Source organism: Micromonospora sp. MW-13 (assembly GCF_003434305.1).
GTDB lineage: Bacteria > Actinomycetota > Actinomycetes > Mycobacteriales > Micromonosporaceae > Micromonospora.
The window spans coordinates 171,641-187,719 of record NZ_QKKX01000001.1; the positions used below are offsets into that span (position 1 = coordinate 171,641).

Here is a 16,079-nt window from a genome sequence, read left to right on the forward strand (position 1 = left end):
CTTCGTGCAGAGTCAGTGGAGGCCCCTCGGTGGACCGGTACGCCCGATGGAACGCGCTGCTGGAGATGCTCACCGACAACGGCCGGGTGAGCGTCGAGGAGGCCGCGGGGCGGCTGGACGTCTCCCAGGCCACCATCCGGCGCGACTTCGACCAACTCGCCCAGCAGCAGATGATCACCCGGACCCGGGGCGGTGCGGTGGCCAACGGCGTCTCGTACGACCTGCCGCTGCGCTACAAGACCGCCAAGCACTCGGCCGAGAAGCAGCGGATCGGCGCCGCCGCCGCCGCGCTGGTCACCCCGGGCACCGTGGTCGGCCTCAACGGCGGCACCACCAGCACGGAGGTGGCCCGGGCGTTGGCCGTCCGGCCGGACCTGAACACCAACGCCGAGGGTGCCCAGCTCACCGTGGTCACCAACGCGCTCAACATCGCCAACGAGCTGCTGGTCCGGTCCCGGATGAAGGTGGTGGTGGCCGGCGGGGTGGTCCGGCCCAAGTCGTTCGAGCTGGTCGGCCCGCTGGGTGGGGCGCTGCTGCGCGAGGTCACCCTGGACGTGGCCCTGCTCGGCGTGGACGCGATCGACCCGCAGCTCGGGGCGGCCGCCCACCACGAGGGCGAGGCGGCGATGAACAACCTGATGGTGGCCCGGGCGAAGCGGGTGGTGATCATCGCGGACTCGTCCAAGCTGGGCGGGCACGCGTTCGCCCGGATCTGCCCGGTGGACCGGGTGGAGACGCTGGTGACCGACTCCGGGGCCAATCCCGAGGTGGTCGACGCGTTCCGCGCGGCGGGCGTGCACGTGATCTGCGCCTGACCGGCCGACACGCCGGCCTGCATACCGGGTATTGCCGCCCGGTGCATACCGCGTATGGTGTGCGTCGTCACCTGCACTCATCGGGGGAGGCGCAGCTTTGCCGGCTGTCCTGGAAATCGAAGGTCTGCGTAAGACGTACAAGAGCCGACGCCGGGGCGTGCGACACGCCCTGGACGGCTTCGACATGGTTGTCGAGCAGGGCCAGGTGCACGGCTTCCTCGGCCCCAACGGTTCGGGGAAGACCACCACCCTGCGCACCCTGCTCGGCCTGATCCGGCCGAACGGCGGCCGGATGGCGATCCTCGGCCAGGAGGTGCCGGCGGCGCTGCCCGCCGTGGTCGGCCAGGTCGGCGCGATCGTGGAGAGCCCGCAGTTCTTCCCGAACTTCTCCGCCCGCGACACGCTGTCGCTGCTCGCCGGGGCCGGCGGGGTGCCGCAGACCCGGGTCGACGAGGTGCTGGAGTTGGTCGGCCTGCGGGACCGGGCCGGCGAGCGGGTCAAGACGTACTCGCTGGGCATGAAGCAGCGGCTCGCGGTCGCCTCGGCCCTGCTCAAGAACCCGAAGCTGCTCATCCTGGACGAGCCGGCCAACGGCCTCGACCCGGGCGGCATCCGGGAGATGCGCAGCCTGACCCGCGACCTCGCCGCCTCCGGGATGACCGTGCTGCTCTCCAGCCACATCCTCGGCGAGATCCAGCTCATCTGCGACTCGGTCACCATCATCTCGCTCGGCCGGCGAGTCGCGTTCGGCCCGGTCGACCAGGTGCTCGCCGAGCACTCCGGCAGCGCGGTGCGGGTCCGCCTGGAGGCGGCCACCGACCTGCCGAGGGCGGCCGACGCGCTGGCCAGGGCGGGCCTGGCGGTTACCGCCCAGCCCGACCACCTGATGCTCGCCGGGGTCGACAAGCCGGCCATGGTGAGCCGCCTGCTCGCCGAACACGGCCTCTACGTCAGCGAGCTGGCCCCGGTCACGGTCGACCTGGAGAGCGTCTTCCTGGAGCTGACCGCGACCGCCCCCGTGCCCGGGCAGCACCGCCAGGTCGACCAGTCCACGAAGGTCGGTGGCGCGGGCCAGCCCGGCGCCGCCGGAGGAGGTTGGGGCGCATGAGCCTCTATCGCACGGAACTGCGCCGGCTGGGCAAGCGGCGCTTCACCCGCTGGGCGGCGCTGCTCGGCCTGCTGGTCCTCGGAGCGGTGCTCGTCGGGGTCTTCTTCACCAACCAGAAGATCGGTCCCGACCAGCAGGCCGCCGCGCAGCGCCAGGCCGAGCAGCAGTACCAGGAGCAGGTGCGCTGGGCCGAGCAGGAGCGGACGGTCTGCGAGCAGGCCAAGGCGTCCGGGCAGGCGCAGCCGGAGGGCCGGTTCCCGGCGGACTGCAACATGATCGAGCCGCCGCCGCCGGGCAGCATCGACCCGCAGTGGTTCCTGCCGTCGACGTTCGACTTCCGCACGTTGTTCGGGGAGATGATCACCACGTTCACCGCGATCATGGCGGTGATCGGGTTCGTGGTCGGCGCCTCCTTCGTCGGCGCCGAGTGGAGCTCCGGCGGGATGATGAACCTGCTGCTCTGGCGTCCCCGTCGGCTCACCGTGCTGCTGACCAAGCTGGCGGCGCTGCTGACCGGGCTGGTAGCCGTGACCGTGGCCGCCGCGGCGGTCTGGACCGCCGGGTTCTGGCTCGTCGGCACGCTGCGCGGCAGCACCGCGAAGATGACCTCCGGGGCGTGGCAGTCGTTCGGGCTGACCGGGCTGCGCGGGCTGGTGCTGATCGTGGTCGCGGCGACCCTCGGGTTCGCGCTCGCCTCGCTCGGCCGGCACACCGCGATGGCCCTCGGTGGGGCGATCGGGCTTGCCGTGGTCGGCCAGTTCGGCGTCGGCATCCTGCTGGCGATGGCCGGAGCCCGGTTCATCGAGGCGTGGCTGCTGCCGACGTACGCGTTGGCCTGGATGCAGAAGAAGGTGACCCTGGAGGACTGGCAGTCCTGCAACAGCGTCACCTACTACGGGGAGTGCAAGCCGGACACCCTCGACCTGACCTGGCAGCACGCCTCGATCCTGCTCGCCGTCGGGCTGGTGGGGGCCCTCGGCGCGGCCCTGGTCACCATGCGTCGCCGCGACATCGCCTGACCGGGCGTTGCCGGGGTGACCCGGGCCGCGCGTCTGATGCGGTCCGGGTCGCCCCTGGTTAGGCTGGTGATCCCCTGGTCGGCGCGCCTCTGCCGGCCCTTCGCACGCCTGCGTGAGGAGCGCCATGCCGCCTGCCGACGCCTCCCCGGCCGCCACCGACCGGCCCGAGCCGGCGCACCCCGGCGACGGCGACCGGGCGACTCCGGGCGCGGCGGCTCCGGAGGGCGCGGGCGGCCGGGAGCAGGTCGTCCCGCTGCCCCGGTCCGCGCCCGAGTCCGTCGCGCCCGAGTCCGTCGCGCCCGAGTCCGTCGTGCCCGAGTCCGTCGTGCCCGAGTCCGTCGCGCCGGCGTCCGCGCCACCCGCACCGACCCCGGGTGCCGCCGGCCTCACCGAGCGCGAGCGGCACATCCTCGCCTTCGAGCAGCAGTGGTGGCGGCACGCCGGCGCGAAGGAGCAGGCGATCCGGGACGGCTTCGGCCTGTCCGCGACGCGCTACTACCAACTGCTGAACGCGTTGCTGGACAATCCGGCCGCGCTGGCCGCCGAGCCGGTGCTGATCGGCCGGCTGCGTCGGCTGCGCTCCTCGCGGGCCCGCAACCGGCGGCGCTGACCCGGCCCGGCCGGCCTCGTGGCTCGCCCCGGCCGGGAATGTCCCCGGCAGGGCCGGGTAGCCGGCGCGGTGGCGGAAGGAGTGGAGGATGACGGCAGGGCACCGGGACGTACCGGCCGGCAGGGACCGCGCCGGGCGGACGACCACGGCCGGGCGGGCGGACACCACGACGGCGGAGGCGGCGGCCGGGCCGGGGACCCGCGCCGGGTCGGCGGGACCGATAATGCGGGTACGGTCGGCGTCCGCGCCGGCCCCCGGCCGAGCGGTCAACGAGGACCTGGTCTTCCGGTTCGGTCCCCTGGTCGGGGTCCTGGACGGGGCGACCGTACCGGAGGGCTTCGACACGGGCTGCCGGCACGGGCCGGCCTGGTACGTCCGGCACCTCGCCGCCCGGCTCGGGCTGGCCATCGCCGCCCGCCCGGCGGCCACCCTGATGAGCAGCCTCGCGGCGGCGATCCTGGCGGTTCGGGCGGACCATGGCGGCGACTGCGACCTCGACCACCCCGGCACGCCCTCGTCGACGGTCTGCCTGCTGCGCGCCGGCGGGAACGAGGTCGACTGGCTGGTGCTCTGCGACAGCCCGCTGGTGCTCGACGTCGGCGGCCGGGTCGACGTGGTCGCCGACAACCGGCTGGAGACCGCGATGGCCGACCTGCGTCGGATGGTGGCCGCCCTGCCGGAACCGGCCGACGACGGCGACCGGACCGACCGGTTCCGGCGGGCTGTGGGGCTGCAACGGGAGCGGATGAACCGCACGCACGGCTACTGGGTCTCCGCCGCCGATCCCGACGCCGCGTACCACGCGCTCACCGGCACGGTGCCGCTGCGCGGGCCGGGTGGGCTGCGCCGCGCCGCCCTGCTCACCGACGGGGCCTCCTGCGCGGTGGAGCAGTTCGGGCTCTTCGACTGGGCGGGGTTGCTGGACCTGGTCACCGCCGAGGGGCCGGGCGCGCTCGTCGACCGGGTCCGCGCCGCGGAGCGCGACCGGCCCGACCGGCTGCGCCGGCACAAGCCCACCGACGACGCCTCGGCCGTCCTCTGCGAGTTCGACCCGGCGTGACGGTTCGCCGGGCGGCGGCCGATGCCCGCCCTGCCCCGCCTCGGCCGGGCCGCCGCCCCGCTGTGGGCCGGGCGCAGACCGGGCCCGACCAGGTCGTCCCCGGCGCCGGACCGGGGAGCGGGACGGCAAAGGGTGGACTCGGGCGGGTGCGGACCGGCAGACTGCGGCACGTGACGGGTGCGGTGCGGCTGGAGCCGGTGGACGAGCGGAACCTCGAACCGCTGCTCTCGGCGGCGGTCGCCGAGGCCGAGCCGGACGACGTGATGCCCCCGGTCGACGCGCCGGCCGGCTGGTCGCACGCCCGCCGGCAGGCGTTCCGCGACTACTACCGTACGGGCTTCGCGGGCCTCGCCGGCCCGTCCCGCACCGCGATGTACGCCGTGCTGTTCAGCGGCGAGGTGCTGGGGATGATCCGGATGACCCGCCGCGCCGAGCCGGGGACGGTGGAGGCGGGCGTCTGGCTCGGCCGGTCCGCCCGGGGGCAGGGCGTGGGCGCGGCGGCCCTACGCGAACTGCTCAACCTCGCGGCGGCGGCCGGAATGCACACCGTCGTGGCGGAAACCACGCCGGACAACGCCGGGGCCATTTCCGTGCTCCGCAAATGCGGCGCGAAACTGGTCGAGGACGGCGGCGCGGTGCGGGCGGAAATCAGTCTCGACGCCACCCCGCCCGCTTTCTGAGCCCACCCCGAAACGATTGTTCCCGTGGCAGGGGATCGTTCCGTCTGTCGTCTTCACCCTCTCCCGCGAGGTATCCGACCGCCCTCCTGATCCGCCGGCCGGTCGTTCCAGCGAGTGCGACCTGACGTTTCGCGGAAACGCCGACGGGTACTGCCCGCCCGTCCGCTGAAGCGGGACGTCCAGGCACAGGCCGCTGCTGCGCTGATCCCCCGTAGCTGTTTCCGGCCCTTCTCGAAATGGACGTTCCCGCCTTCCGGGGGAGCTAAGGAGAACTGATGGAAAGCGGAACGCGAATCGGGCTCGCGGGTCCCGGTGGGCTGTTGCGGCAGGGCCGGGAACTGCTCCAGTCGTCCCCCCAGTTGAGCGGCCTCAGCCGCCTCGGTGGACCCCTCGTCTCGGCCGGCTGACGCCGCCGGGCGGGCGCGGGACGAGGCGGGCCGGCAGCGGCAGGCAGAAGCGGTGACCAGGGAGGTGAGCGGGATGACCCAGGGACGGATCCGGGACGTCGGCGGGCCGGCGGACGGGCGGCCGGGGGAACGCGACTACGCACGGTACGAGGACGAGGAGTACCTAGAACCGCTGCCGGCGGCCGAGGCGGCGCGCGAGGGGCTGCGCCTGATCACCACCCTCGCCGGCCGGGAGCCGCAGGGCGTCGTCTCGCTGGAGTCCACGGACGAGGGCTGGCGGGTGGGGGTGGAGGTGGTCGAGGACCACCGGATTCCCGCCTCCACGACCTGCTCGGCCTGTACGAGATCGACATCGACGTCGACGGGGAACTGCTCGGGTACCGGCGGGTGCGCCGCTACCAGCGCGGGAAGGGCGAGGTGGGCTGAGATGACCAGTCCGCGCACCCCGTCGGTGGCTCAGCTCGCGGGCCCGCCCGCCGCTGGAGCCGGGTCCCCGGGACCCCGAGGAGGTCGAGGCCGAACGGCGGCCCCGGGTGGCCCGGCGGGCCGCCGTGTTGAGGGAGGACCGCGATGAGCTGGACGGCTGAGCCGGTTCCGGGCGACCCGGAGCCCGCCGGGGACGCCGCCGGGTGCTGGCTGCACGGGGTGGTCCGCGAGGCCACCCCGGCCACGCTGGCCGCCGTCACCGGGATGGACGGCGGGCCGCTGCGGGCCGTGCCGGCCGCCGGCCTGGTCGCCGTGGTGAGCACCGCGCCGCTGGCCGAGTACGGCGAGGAGGCGCTGCGCCGCAACCTGGAGGACCTGACCTGGCTGGAGCGGGCCGCGCGCATGCACCACGAGGTGGTGGCCGCGCTGTCCCGGGCCGGCGCGGTGGTGCCCACCCGGCTCGCCACCGTCTACCGCGACGAGCGGGGCGTCGCCCGGCTGCTCGCCGAACGCCGGGCCGAGCTGGCGGCCACCCTCGACCGGCTCACCGGCCGCGCCGAGTGGGGCGTCAAGGGGTACGCCGTGCCGGGCGCGACCGCCCGCGCCGCCGCCGGCGGCGGCGGGGCCGCGCCCGAGGGGGCCGGGGCCGCGTACCTGCGGCGGCGCCGGGCCGAGCCGACGGCCCGGGACGAGGGGCAGCGGGCCGCCGCCGAGGCCGTGCACGACGCCCTCGCCGGGTACGCCGTGGCCGCCCGCCGGCACGCCCCACAGGACCGCCGGCTCTCCGGTGCGCCCACCGCGATGGTGCTCAACGGGGCATACCTGGTGGACGTCCCCACCATCGGCGGGTTCACCGGCCTGGTCGCCGCGCTGGCCGGCCGGCATCCCGAGGTGCGCCTGGAGCTCACCGGCCCCTGGCCGGCGTACTCCTTCGCCGAGGGCCGCCCGCCGGCGACAGCGGGGGCGTCCCCGCCCGGCCTGGCCGACGGGGCGGCGCAATGACCGGGACCGACCCCGACCGGGGTGCCGGAGCCCGGCCGGACGGCACGGCCGGGCAGGGCGGGATCGCCCGGTAGGAGGAGGCGGGGGAACTGGCCGCCGCCCTCGACGAGCCGCAGTGGCGGGCGCCCCGGGTGACGCCGCTGGACCGGCGGTTCGCCGTGGACCGGGACTCCGTCGAGCGGGGGCTGGCCAGCCTCGTGCTCACCGTGATCGAGCTGCTGCGGCAGCTCACGGAACGCCAGGCGCTGCCCCGACCGGCCGACCACGCGGCGGACCGACCCCGCCGCGACCGGCCGACCGCCCCCGCGCCGGCCCGTCCTCAGCGCGCCGCCCGGGCCTGCGCGTACGCCGCCAGCCAGGCGACCTGGCCGGGGTCCAGGGACGGCCGGACCCGTCCCCGCGCGGCCTCGACGTGCCCGGCGGTGACCGTCGACGCGGTCAGCGACTCCCGCATCGCGGCGAGCGCCGCCTCCCGGACCAGCGCCGCGCAGTCGGCCGCCGAGAAGTCGTCCAGCCCGTCGGCGAGCGCGGCGAGGTCGACGTCCTCGGCCAGCGGGACGTTCCGGGCGGCGGCGCGCAGGATCTCCGCCCGGGCCGCCCCGTCCGGCGGGGGCACGTACACCAGCCGCTCCAGCCGGCCGGGCCGCAGCAGGGCCGGGTCCACCAGGTCGGGGCGGTTGGTCGCGCCGACCACCACCACGTTGCGCAGCGACTCCACCCCGTCCAGCTCGGTGAGCAGGGCGGCGACCACCCGGTCGGTGGTGCCCCCGTCGCTGGCCTGCCCGCGCACCGGGGCGAGCGCGTCCACCTCGTCGAGGAACACCAGTGTCGGGGCGGCCTCCCGGGCCCGGCGGAACAGCTCCCGGACCGCCCGCTCGCTCTCGCCGACCCACTTCGACAGCAGCTCCGCGCCCTTCACCGAGAGCACGTTCGCCCGGCCCGACCCGGCCAGCGCCGTGACCAGGTACGTCTTGCCGCAGCCGGGCGGCCCGTAGAGCAGCACCCCGCGCGGCGGCCGGACCCCGAGCCGGGCGAAGGTGTCCGGGTAGGTCAACGGCCAGAGCACCGACTCGGTGAGCGTCTCCTTGACCTCGACCATGTCCCCGACGTCGTCGAGGGTGACGTCGGCCAGCTCCAGGGTGGACCCGGCCATCGTGGTCGGCCGGACCACCTCCAGGGCGGCGGTGAAATCGGCCATCGCCACCGTCGGTGTCTCGGCCGACTTCTGCCGCAGCGCCGCCCGTACCCCCGCCTCCCGGACCAGCGCGGCCAGGTCGGCGGCGACGAACCCCGGGGTACGCCCGGCGACCTCGTCGAGCCGGACGTCCCCGGCCAGCGGCACCTGCCGGGTCAGCACGGCGAGCTGCTCCCGGCGCAGCGCCTGGTCGGGCAGGGGCACGGTGATCCGCAGCGACAGCAGGTCCGGCGCGCGCAGCGCGGGGTCGACCGCCTCGGGGCGGCTGGTCGTGCAGACCACCGCCGTCCCGGCCCGGACGGTCTCGCCGAGCACCTGCCGGAACACGGTGGACAGCGGTCCGGGGTTCTCGGCCGGGGCGAGCGCCTCCACGTCGGTGACCAGCAGCACGGCCGGGGCGTTTCCGCGTACCTCGTCTGCGGTGGCGCGCAGCCGTCGCGCCGCCGCGTCGTTGGTGAGCGCCGCCAGCTCGGGGGCCCAGAGCGGGCGGACGGTCGCCCCCACCCGGGCGGCGACGGCCCGGACCAGCGCGGACTTGCCCGATCCGGCGGGCCCGGCGACCAGCACCCCGAGCGACACGGCGGTGCCCAGCCGGCCCAGCACCTCCCGGTGGTGGAACCCGAGGTCGAGCAGTTCGGTCAGCTCCTCGGCCTGGGCCCGTAGCCCGGGCAGCTCGTCGACGCCGGGCGCGTCCTCGGGCCCGTCCGCGTCGTCCGCCGGCCCGGCGGTCCCGCCGGCCGCCGCGTCGGGCCCGGTGGCCCGGTCGGCCGCCGCCTCGTCCGGCCTGGTGCCGGGTCCGGGCGCCGCAGTGGCGGACCGGGCCGCGTCGGGTCGCCCGGCGGGCCGGCCGCCGGTCCGGGTGGTCTGGCCGTGCTCCCAGCCGACCACCGTGTCCATGGTGACCAGCGCCCCGACGTCCGGTTCGGCGGCGGTCACGGTGAGCAGGGTGCTGGTCCAGGCGTACCCGACGGTGCTGGAGAGGCTGCGCCGGGCGGCCTCGACGAGGGTGCGCACCGAGGCGTCCGGCAGCACGTCCTGGGGCAGCAGGGAGACGTCGTCCCCGGCGGTCACCACCTTGCCGAGCAGGGCGAGCCGCAGCATCTCCGGGGAGACCGCGGCGACCACCTGGACCGGCCCGGTCAGGGTCACCCGGCGGGCGGGGGTCACCGGTGCCAGGCTCACCGTCACCTGCCCGCCGTCGCGGATGCCGAGGTTGCCCAGCAGCAGGTCGTCGGCGTAGAGCAGGGCGGTGCTCGCGGCCGGTCCGGCCGGGGCGACGATGCCGGCGGTGACCCGCCGCCCGGCCAGCCGGACCGGGTCGCCGGGGCGCAGCGCCAGCGCGGTCAGCACCTCCGGGTGCAGCCGGACGACGCCGCGCCGGGCGTCCAGCGCGGCGGGTCGCAGGCTGGCGGTGAGGGTCAGGTCGGGTGCGGCCATCGCCCGAGGGTAGCCGCCGGGGAAAGGAAGGACCCCGCACAGCGCCGCCGGCCGGGACGGGACCCCCACGTCACCCCGGGTCGTCGCCCGGCGGACCGGCCGGCCGGTCCGCGTCCCCACCCGGCGGGACGCCGGTCGTCGCCGCGCTCGGGACGACGGCACCCGCCACCCTTCCGGTGAATCGGACCCCGAGGCGGGGCCCGGTTCAGTCCCGCCGTTCCTGGCTGGCCCGGTCCAGCGCCCGGTCGAGGACGACCAGCAGGGCGTCCCGCACCGAGAGCCGGTCCCGGGCGTCGAACCGCACCAGGGGCACCTGGTCGCCGATGGCCAGGGCCCACCGGATCGAGGTGAGGTCCAGGGCCAGCCGGCCGTCGAAGGCGTTCACCCCGACGACGAACGGCAGCCCGACCCGCTCGAAGAAGTCGATCGCCGGATAGCAGTCGTCCAGCCGGGCGCTGTCCACCACGACCAGCGCGCCGAGCGCTCCCCGGGCCAGGTCGTCCCACATGAACCCGAACCGGGCCTGGCCGGGGGTGCCGAAGAGGTAGAGCTTGAGGCTGCGGTCGATGGTCACGCAGCCGAAGTCCATCGCCACCGTGGTGGTGGTCTTGCCGGACCGCCCGCCCGGGTCGTCGATGCCGATCCCGGCGCTGGTCATCTCCGCCTCGGTGGTCAGCGGAGCGATCTCGGAGATGGCCCCGACCGTGGTGGTCTTGCCGACCCCGAACCCGCCGGCGATGAGGATCTTGACGGGGATCGGCGGCGCGGCCCGGCCCGTACCGGTGTCCGGCGCGGCGTGCTGCGGCCCGGCCGGCGGCGGGTAGGGCGGCGGCGGGACCGTCGGGGTGGCGCGCCCGGTGGCCGGCGCGGCGCCCGCCGGAGTGCCGTAGCGGGTGGCGGCGCTGTTGGCGGCGAGCCCGCCGAGCGGGGCCACCGGCCATTCAGGAGATCGCACGGAGTCCATCAATCACTCGCAGGATGATGTCGGGGTCAAGGGCGTCCTCGGCCGTGCCCACGTGCACGTCGAGGTGACCGGCGGCCCGCAGGTCGCCGACCAGGACCCGGGTGACGCCGAAGTGCATGCGGGCCCGGGCCGAGATCTCGGCGACCGAGATCGGCTCGCCGCAGAGCGCGATGATCGCCTGGAGCTCCGGGGCGAGCCGGGACGCGGGTGCGGCGGTCCACCCGCCGGCCTCGGCCCGGGCGGTCACCTGGGTTTCCAGCCCGATCGCCGGGTCCGCCCCGGCCACCCGGCCGGCGGTCAGCACGAACGGGCGCGGACCGGCCGGCCGCGCCGGCTCGGGGTCGGGGTCGGCGGGCCCGCCGGGGACGCCGCCCGGCCCGCCGTCGCCCGGGGACGACGCCCGCAGGTAGGGCCGGATCCGGACCACGGGTTCCGGATCCGGCCCGGTGCCGGCGACGTCCGAACTCACTGCTGGACGGCGTTCTTCAGCTCGGCGATCAGTCGCGGGGTGAGGGCGCCCCCGGCCCGCCCGGCGAAGAGGGTCATCTCGTACGCCACGGTGCCGAGGTTCGCCGACCGGTCGGCGACCACTCCGAGCACCGATCCGCTGCTGATCGCACTGATCAACAGGTAGCCCTCGGTCATGTCGACGATCACCCGGTTCAACCCGCCGAGGGCGTACCAGCTCGCCGCGCCGCCGGCGAGGCTCGTCATGCCGGAGACCACGGCGGCGAGGCGTTCGGCGTTCGACCGGTCCTTGATCGCCGACATGGCCATCAGCAACCCGTCGGAGGAGACCGCGATCGCCTCCAGCACCCCGGCGGTGCTGGAGGTGAACGAGTCCAGCAGCCAGTTGAACGTCCGGGCCTCCGGGCTGAGGTCCCCGGCGCCGGGGTGGTTCTGGTGCTCGACGTTGTCGTGCAGGAACGGGCTGGTCACCGTTTTGATCCCTCTTCGTAGCGGCGGGCTGGACGGATTTCGCGCAGAGCACGGGCGACGCCCGCCTCGAACTGGTTGATCAGGTCCCGCACCTCGGCCGGGTCACCCGGATCGGCGACCGGCTGGGGCCGGGGCGGCGGGACGGTCAGGCTGGCGCCGGGGACCCGCCGGCTCAGCAGGGGCGGGTCGGGCGCCGCGTCCGCTGCGTCCGCCTCGGCCGGGTCGCCGGGGCTCCGCAGCCCCGCCCGGCGTACCCCGGCCTCGAACTCCTCGACGAGGGCGCGGGCGGCGGCCGGGTCGGTGGTGGACGCGTCCACCGGGCCGGCCACCGGCCCGGTGCGGGGCAGGCTCGCCCCGGGGACGCGCTGCCGGATGCCCGATCCGCCGCGCAGCGCGCCGGCCACCGTTCCGACCGACCCGGCGACCGGCGGGGCCGGCCTGGCGGGCGGCGCGCCCGCCGCCGGGGGCGCCGGCCCGGTCGCTGGGGCGGGCCGGTCGGCGGGCCCGCGGAACAGCGGCCCGGCGGGGAAGGAGGTGCCCCGGGTCCGCACGGGCAGCGGCGGCGCGGCGGTGCCGGCCCCGCCGACCGCCGCGCCGTCACGGTGCGGCCCGGCCGCGCCGGGGGCCGCCGGGGGAGCGGCGGCACCGGACACGACCGGCGTGACGCGGGCGGTCGGCGGGGTGATCACGGGCGGCGGGCCGGCGGCGAGGGCTCCGGTCGGGCCCGGCCCGGCGGCCCCGGCGGTCGGGGCCGGTGCGCTGGCCCCGAAGGCGTTCCAGGGCTCGCCGGACGCCATGGACCGGGTGGCCCGGCCGAGTAGCTCGTGGTCGAGCCCGGGCGGCGCCGTCGGGTCGAGCGGGTCGGCCCCGACCGTCGGACGGGGTGACGCGGCGACGGCGGCCAGGGCCCGCCCGGGGCCGACCGGCCCCGGGCGGGCGAGGGTGGTCCGCCGCTCCCGGCCCGGCACCGCCGCCCGGGCCACCGTGGCCCCCGCCCGGTCGGCCGGCGGGACGACCAGCAGCGCCGACGGGATCTCCAGCCGGGCGGTGACCCCGCCGCCGGCGGTCGGGACGAGGTCCACGGTCCAGCCGTGCCGGCGGGCCAGCCGGCCCACCACGAACAGGCCGAGGACCTCGGTCGGGACGAGGTCGAGCCGCTCCCGGCGGGTGAGCCGGGCGTTCTCCTCGGCCAGCCGATCCTCGGTCATCCCGATGCCCCGGTCCACCACCGACAGCCGGACCCCGTCCTCGGTCGGCGCGGCGGTGACCACTACCCGGGTGTGCGGCGGCGAGAAGACGGTGGCGTTCTCCATCAGCTCCGCCGCCGCCAGCACCAGGTCGCCGACGATCGCCGGTGCCGCGGACACGCCGGGCGGGACCTGCACGTCGACCCGGGTGTAGTCCTCGATCTCGCCGAGCGCGAGGCGCACCGCGTCGGCCAGCGGCACCGGGGCGACGTGCCCGTCGGCGCCGGTAGAGCCGGAGAGCACGACGAGGCTGCCGGCGTTGCGGCGTAGCCGGCTGGAGACGTGGTCCAGGCGGTACAGGTGCTCCAGCCTGGTCGGGTCGGTCTCCTGCCGCTCCAGCCGGTCGATGAGCGCGATCTGCCGGCCCACCAGGTTCTGCGTACGCCGTCCCACGTGCCCGAACATCTGCGCCACGTTGCGCCGCCCGGCGACCTGCCGCTCCACCAGCCGCGCCGCCGTAGCCTGCACCCGCTCGAACGCGCGGGCCAGGTCGCCGACCTCGTCCCGCCCCCGGGCGTCGACCGGGTCGAGGCGGATCGGCGGGACGCTCTCGCTCTCGTCGTCGGCGACCCGGACCAGCTCGGCCTCGGCGGCCCGGGCGACCCGGTCGGCGCTGTGGGTGAGCCGGGTCAGCGGGCGGGCCACCGTCCGGGCCACCGCCACGCTGAGCAGCACCACGACCAGCAGGATGGCGAGCGCCGCGGCGCCGACCAGCCAGGCGGCGACGAGCGCCCGCCGCTGTTCGGCCCGCACCTGCGTGGTGACATCCGCGATGATCTTCTTCTCGACGAACTGGCCGAGGGTGATCATCGAGCGGACCGACGGGAAGAGCGTGTCCAGCGGGATCATGGAGATCGCGGCGACGGGGTCCTGCACGCTGTGGGCGAGGAACGTCGGGCTGGTCCGGGCGGCCACCGCCGCGTCGTCGAGCAGGGCGAGCTGGCGCTGCTCCGGCGTGATCAGGCTGCGGAACCGGTTGTTGTCCACGTTGAGCGTGGCGATGCAGGTGATGTAGCTGGCGGAGACCTTCGGGTCGCCGGTGGCCCGGACCAGGACGATCAGGGTGGCGCACGCCCCGATCGCCTCGTCGGCGCGCAGCAGCGCGTCCAGGGCCAGCACCTGCTGGCCGATCGTGGTGGTGGTGTCGACCTGCCAGGGCAGCCGCAGCGACTCGATCAGCGCCATGGAGACCGGGCCGAAGGTCTCCATGATCTGGGCCGGAGCGGCCCGGCCGGCCAGCACGGCGGTACGCAGGTCGGCCAGCCGCCGTACCCCGTCCAGCGCGGTGGCGACCCGGGCGGGAAGCTGGTCGCCCAGTTCGGCGCGCAGGTCGGCGACCCGGTCGTCCACGGTGGCCGACGCCTGGATCAGCTCGGTGCGGGTGACCCGGCCGAGCAGCAGGCCGACCGAGAGCAGGCGCTCCTGCTGGATGCCCTGCACCAGGGTGCCGACCCGGCTGGCCACCCGGACGTTCTCGGCGGTGGCTGCGGCCCGCTGGGCGGTGGCGATCCGGTCGAGCACCACCGGCACGGCGAGCCCGACCATGCTGAGCAGCGGAATGATCACCAGCAGGGCGAGCTTGCCCCGGATGCGGAGCCTACCGAGCAGCATCGAAGGGCTCCCACCGTTCGGCGTCGGTGGCGCGGCCCTGCCCGGCCGGCTGGAGCGTCCGGGGCTCGGCGGGGGCGAGCGTGCCGAGCGGGGCGGGTCCCCGGGGCTCGCCCGGCGGCTGCCAGCCGGTGCCGCCCGGCGACGCGCCAGCGTCCGCGTCGGCCCGGTGCTCCCCGACGGCCCGCCAGCCGGCCCGCCGGTACGCGGCGAGCAGCGCCGCCCCGAGCGCGGCGACCAGCAGGACGGCCGCCCCGGCCGCCGCCCCGGCCAGCCACCGCTCCCGGTCGAGCCGGTCGATCCGTTCCCGCAGCAGCACGTCCAGCTCGTCGAGGATGACCGGTTGGAGCTGCCGGGCGGCGCTCTGCGCGTTGTCCCGGGCAGTGGTGAGGTCGGCCGGTCCGCCCGCCCCCGGGGCACCCTCGGTGCCGGCCCGGCCGGTCGGGGCGGAGAGCGCGGCGAGCCGTTCGACGGCCCGCTGGTAGTTGTCGAGCGGGGTGAGCACGTTGGCGCCGAGCTTGGTGCTCTCCGTGCTGTCGACCGCCGCGCGCAGGTTGGTGACCAGCTCGGTGGCGGGGCCGAGGGCGGCCACCCGCAGGGCGGCCAGCTCGGACACGGTGCGGATCCGCTCGGCGGCCGGGCGGCGGGCGGCCAGGGTGGCCAGGTCGGCGAGGCGGCCGGCGGCCACGAGCGCCTCGGGCAGCTCGTCGCTGACGGCGTCCTGAAGAAAGAACGAGTCCGACTTCGGGTCCCGCATCAACCCGGACCCCTCCCGCACCTTGCGGTGCAGGGCCAGCAGCAGGTCGGTGACCTCGCCGTACGCGACGAAGGCGGCCTCCGGGTCGGTCAGCGTCCGGTCGGGCAGCGCCTCCAGCTTGGCCCGCAGCCCGGTCCACCGGTCATGGGCGCGTAGCTGGTCGCCGACGCGGGTGTCCACCGAGGCGGCGTCCTCCACCGCCCGGTTCAGCGCCTCGCCGGACGCGGTCCGCCCGGCGACGGCGGCGGACTGGGCGTCGATCAGGGCCAGGGTGACGGGGCCGAGGGCCCGCAGGTACTCCACGCCCATCCGCTCGCGGACCGCCAGCCCCCGGTCGTCGTCGGTGAGCCGCCGCTGCTGGACGAAGAGGAACGCCACCGGCGCGAGCAGCGTCACGACGAGCAGCAGCGGCAGCACGCGACCCGGGAGGGCGGGCCGTTGACGGACCCGCTCCGCGGGGACGGTCATGGGTGTCTCCTCCGGTGACGACGGGGGACGGTGCGGGTGTCGGGGGTCGCCGATGCAGTCCCGCTCACCGGACCGGAAAACTAACCGACCGCGCAGGGCCGGCAGAGCCGCCGGCCAGTCAGTTCTGCGTCACTTCGAGCGATGTCACGTCGCGTGCATCGCGAAGGCACCCTCGGTGTCGATAGTTCGGTTGACATGGATGGATCGGGTGCGGTTTCAGAAGGAACATCGGAATTCACGTGATCCGAATTCATCTCACTGGGCCGCGCCGGACCCTGCGCGGTCGATCCGATCCGGCCGCCGAACGGATTCACCGGACGGACGTACGGAGGATCTC

13 protein-coding genes and 2 pseudogenes are annotated in these 16,079 nt (G+C 76.1%); 9 read left to right on the forward strand and 6 right to left on the reverse strand.

Annotated features, from left to right (window positions below; all coding sequences use genetic code 11):
* Nucleotides 1–29: 29 nt before the first annotated feature.
* From C5N14_RS00810 to gvpK, 9 genes and pseudogenes are all read left to right on the forward strand, one after another.
* Nucleotides 30–815, forward strand: a complete 786-nt coding sequence (locus tag C5N14_RS00810) for a DeoR/GlpR family DNA-binding transcription regulator (RefSeq protein WP_117664857.1) — start codon at nucleotides 30–32, stop codon at nucleotides 813–815.
* Between the two features lie 157 nt (nucleotides 816–972).
* Nucleotides 973–1,923, forward strand: coding sequence for an ATP-binding cassette domain-containing protein (locus C5N14_RS00815; RefSeq protein WP_371685780.1), 951 nt, complete (start codon nucleotides 973–975; stop codon nucleotides 1,921–1,923).
* Nucleotides 1,920–2,942 (forward strand): ABC transporter permease subunit, encoded by a 1,023-nt coding sequence (locus C5N14_RS00820; protein WP_117664859.1) that lies wholly within the window; start codon nucleotides 1,920–1,922, stop codon nucleotides 2,940–2,942. The genes C5N14_RS00815 and C5N14_RS00820 overlap by 4 nt, the downstream gene beginning before the upstream one ends.
* A gap of 124 nt (nucleotides 2,943–3,066) precedes the next feature.
* Nucleotides 3,067–3,552: a DUF3263 domain-containing protein gene (locus C5N14_RS00825; protein ID WP_117664860.1), complete on the forward strand. Its 486-nt coding sequence runs from the start codon at nucleotides 3,067–3,069 to the stop codon at nucleotides 3,550–3,552.
* Between the two features lie 88 nt (nucleotides 3,553–3,640).
* Nucleotides 3,641–4,612: a hypothetical protein gene (locus C5N14_RS00830; RefSeq protein ID WP_117664861.1), complete on the forward strand. Its 972-nt coding sequence runs from the start codon at nucleotides 3,641–3,643 to the stop codon at nucleotides 4,610–4,612.
* Between the two features lie 170 nt (nucleotides 4,613–4,782).
* On the forward strand, nucleotides 4,783–5,292 hold the full coding sequence (locus C5N14_RS00835) for a GNAT family N-acetyltransferase (protein ID WP_117664945.1): 510 nt from the start codon (nucleotides 4,783–4,785) through the stop codon (nucleotides 5,290–5,292).
* Nucleotides 5,293–5,772: 480 nt separating this feature from the next.
* Nucleotides 5,773–6,125, forward strand: a pseudogene (locus C5N14_RS34035) (gas vesicle protein).
* A gap of 144 nt (nucleotides 6,126–6,269) precedes the next feature.
* Nucleotides 6,270–7,127, forward strand: a complete 858-nt coding sequence (locus C5N14_RS00845; RefSeq protein ID WP_117664862.1) for a GvpL/GvpF family gas vesicle protein — start codon at nucleotides 6,270–6,272, stop codon at nucleotides 7,125–7,127.
* A gap of 158 nt (nucleotides 7,128–7,285) precedes the next feature.
* Nucleotides 7,286–7,369 (forward strand): annotated as a pseudogene (gene gvpK / locus C5N14_RS33910) (gas vesicle protein GvpK); the annotation flags it as partial.
* A 77-nt stretch (nucleotides 7,370–7,446) separates the two neighbouring features.
* On the opposite strand, the gene C5N14_RS00855 reads toward gvpK, so the two are convergent.
* The 6 genes from C5N14_RS00855 to C5N14_RS00880 form a co-directional block, all read right to left on the reverse strand.
* Complete coding sequence (locus C5N14_RS00855; protein WP_117664946.1) at nucleotides 7,447–9,759, reverse strand: AAA family ATPase; 2,313 nt, start codon at nucleotides 9,757–9,759, stop codon at nucleotides 7,447–7,449.
* A 205-nt stretch (nucleotides 9,760–9,964) separates the two neighbouring features.
* Nucleotides 9,965–10,723 (reverse strand): ATP/GTP-binding protein, encoded by a 759-nt coding sequence (locus C5N14_RS00860; protein WP_207892570.1) that lies wholly within the window; start codon nucleotides 10,721–10,723, stop codon nucleotides 9,965–9,967.
* Complete coding sequence (locus tag C5N14_RS00865) at nucleotides 10,701–11,192, reverse strand: DUF742 domain-containing protein (RefSeq protein ID WP_117664863.1); 492 nt, start codon at nucleotides 11,190–11,192, stop codon at nucleotides 10,701–10,703. The genes C5N14_RS00860 and C5N14_RS00865 overlap by 23 nt, the downstream gene beginning before the upstream one ends.
* Nucleotides 11,189–11,662 carry a roadblock/LC7 domain-containing protein gene (locus C5N14_RS00870; protein ID WP_117664864.1) on the reverse strand — a complete coding sequence of 158 codons (474 nt, stop codon included), beginning with the start codon at nucleotides 11,660–11,662 and terminating at the stop codon, nucleotides 11,189–11,191. Before C5N14_RS00870 ends, C5N14_RS00865 begins: the two co-directional genes overlap by 4 nt.
* Complete coding sequence (locus C5N14_RS00875) at nucleotides 11,659–14,520, reverse strand: nitrate- and nitrite sensing domain-containing protein (RefSeq protein WP_117664865.1); 2,862 nt, start codon at nucleotides 14,518–14,520, stop codon at nucleotides 11,659–11,661. Before C5N14_RS00875 ends, C5N14_RS00870 begins: the two co-directional genes overlap by 4 nt.
* Nucleotides 14,507–15,742, reverse strand: a complete 1,236-nt coding sequence (locus C5N14_RS00880) for a hypothetical protein (RefSeq protein ID WP_117664866.1) — start codon at nucleotides 15,740–15,742, stop codon at nucleotides 14,507–14,509. The genes C5N14_RS00875 and C5N14_RS00880 overlap by 14 nt, the downstream gene beginning before the upstream one ends.
* Between the last annotated feature and the right edge of the window lie 337 nt (nucleotides 15,743–16,079).

What these genes read in the sequence shown, in the direction of transcription:
- C5N14_RS00875 (WP_117664865.1), bottom strand. Translation starts at nt 14,520, where the DNA reads ATGCTGCTCGGTAGGCTCCGCATCCGGGGCAAGCTCGCCCTGCTGGTG.
- C5N14_RS00880 (WP_117664866.1), bottom strand. Translation starts at nt 15,742, where the DNA reads ATGACCGTCCCCGCGGAGCGGGTCCGTCAACGGCCCGCCCTCCCGGGT.
- C5N14_RS00845 (WP_117664862.1), top strand. Translation starts at nt 6,270, where the DNA reads ATGAGCTGGACGGCTGAGCCGGTTCCGGGCGACCCGGAGCCCGCCGGG.
- C5N14_RS00825 (WP_117664860.1), top strand. Translation starts at nt 3,067, where the DNA reads ATGCCGCCTGCCGACGCCTCCCCGGCCGCCACCGACCGGCCCGAGCCG.
- C5N14_RS00830 (WP_117664861.1), top strand. Translation starts at nt 3,641, where the DNA reads ATGACGGCAGGGCACCGGGACGTACCGGCCGGCAGGGACCGCGCCGGG.
- C5N14_RS00860 (WP_207892570.1), bottom strand. Translation starts at nt 10,723, where the DNA reads ATGGACTCCGTGCGATCTCCTGAATGGCCGGTGGCCCCGCTCGGCGGG.
- C5N14_RS00855 (WP_117664946.1), bottom strand. Translation starts at nt 9,759, where the DNA reads ATGGCCGCACCCGACCTGACCCTCACCGCCAGCCTGCGACCCGCCGCG.
- C5N14_RS00820 (WP_117664859.1), top strand. Translation starts at nt 1,920, where the DNA reads ATGAGCCTCTATCGCACGGAACTGCGCCGGCTGGGCAAGCGGCGCTTC.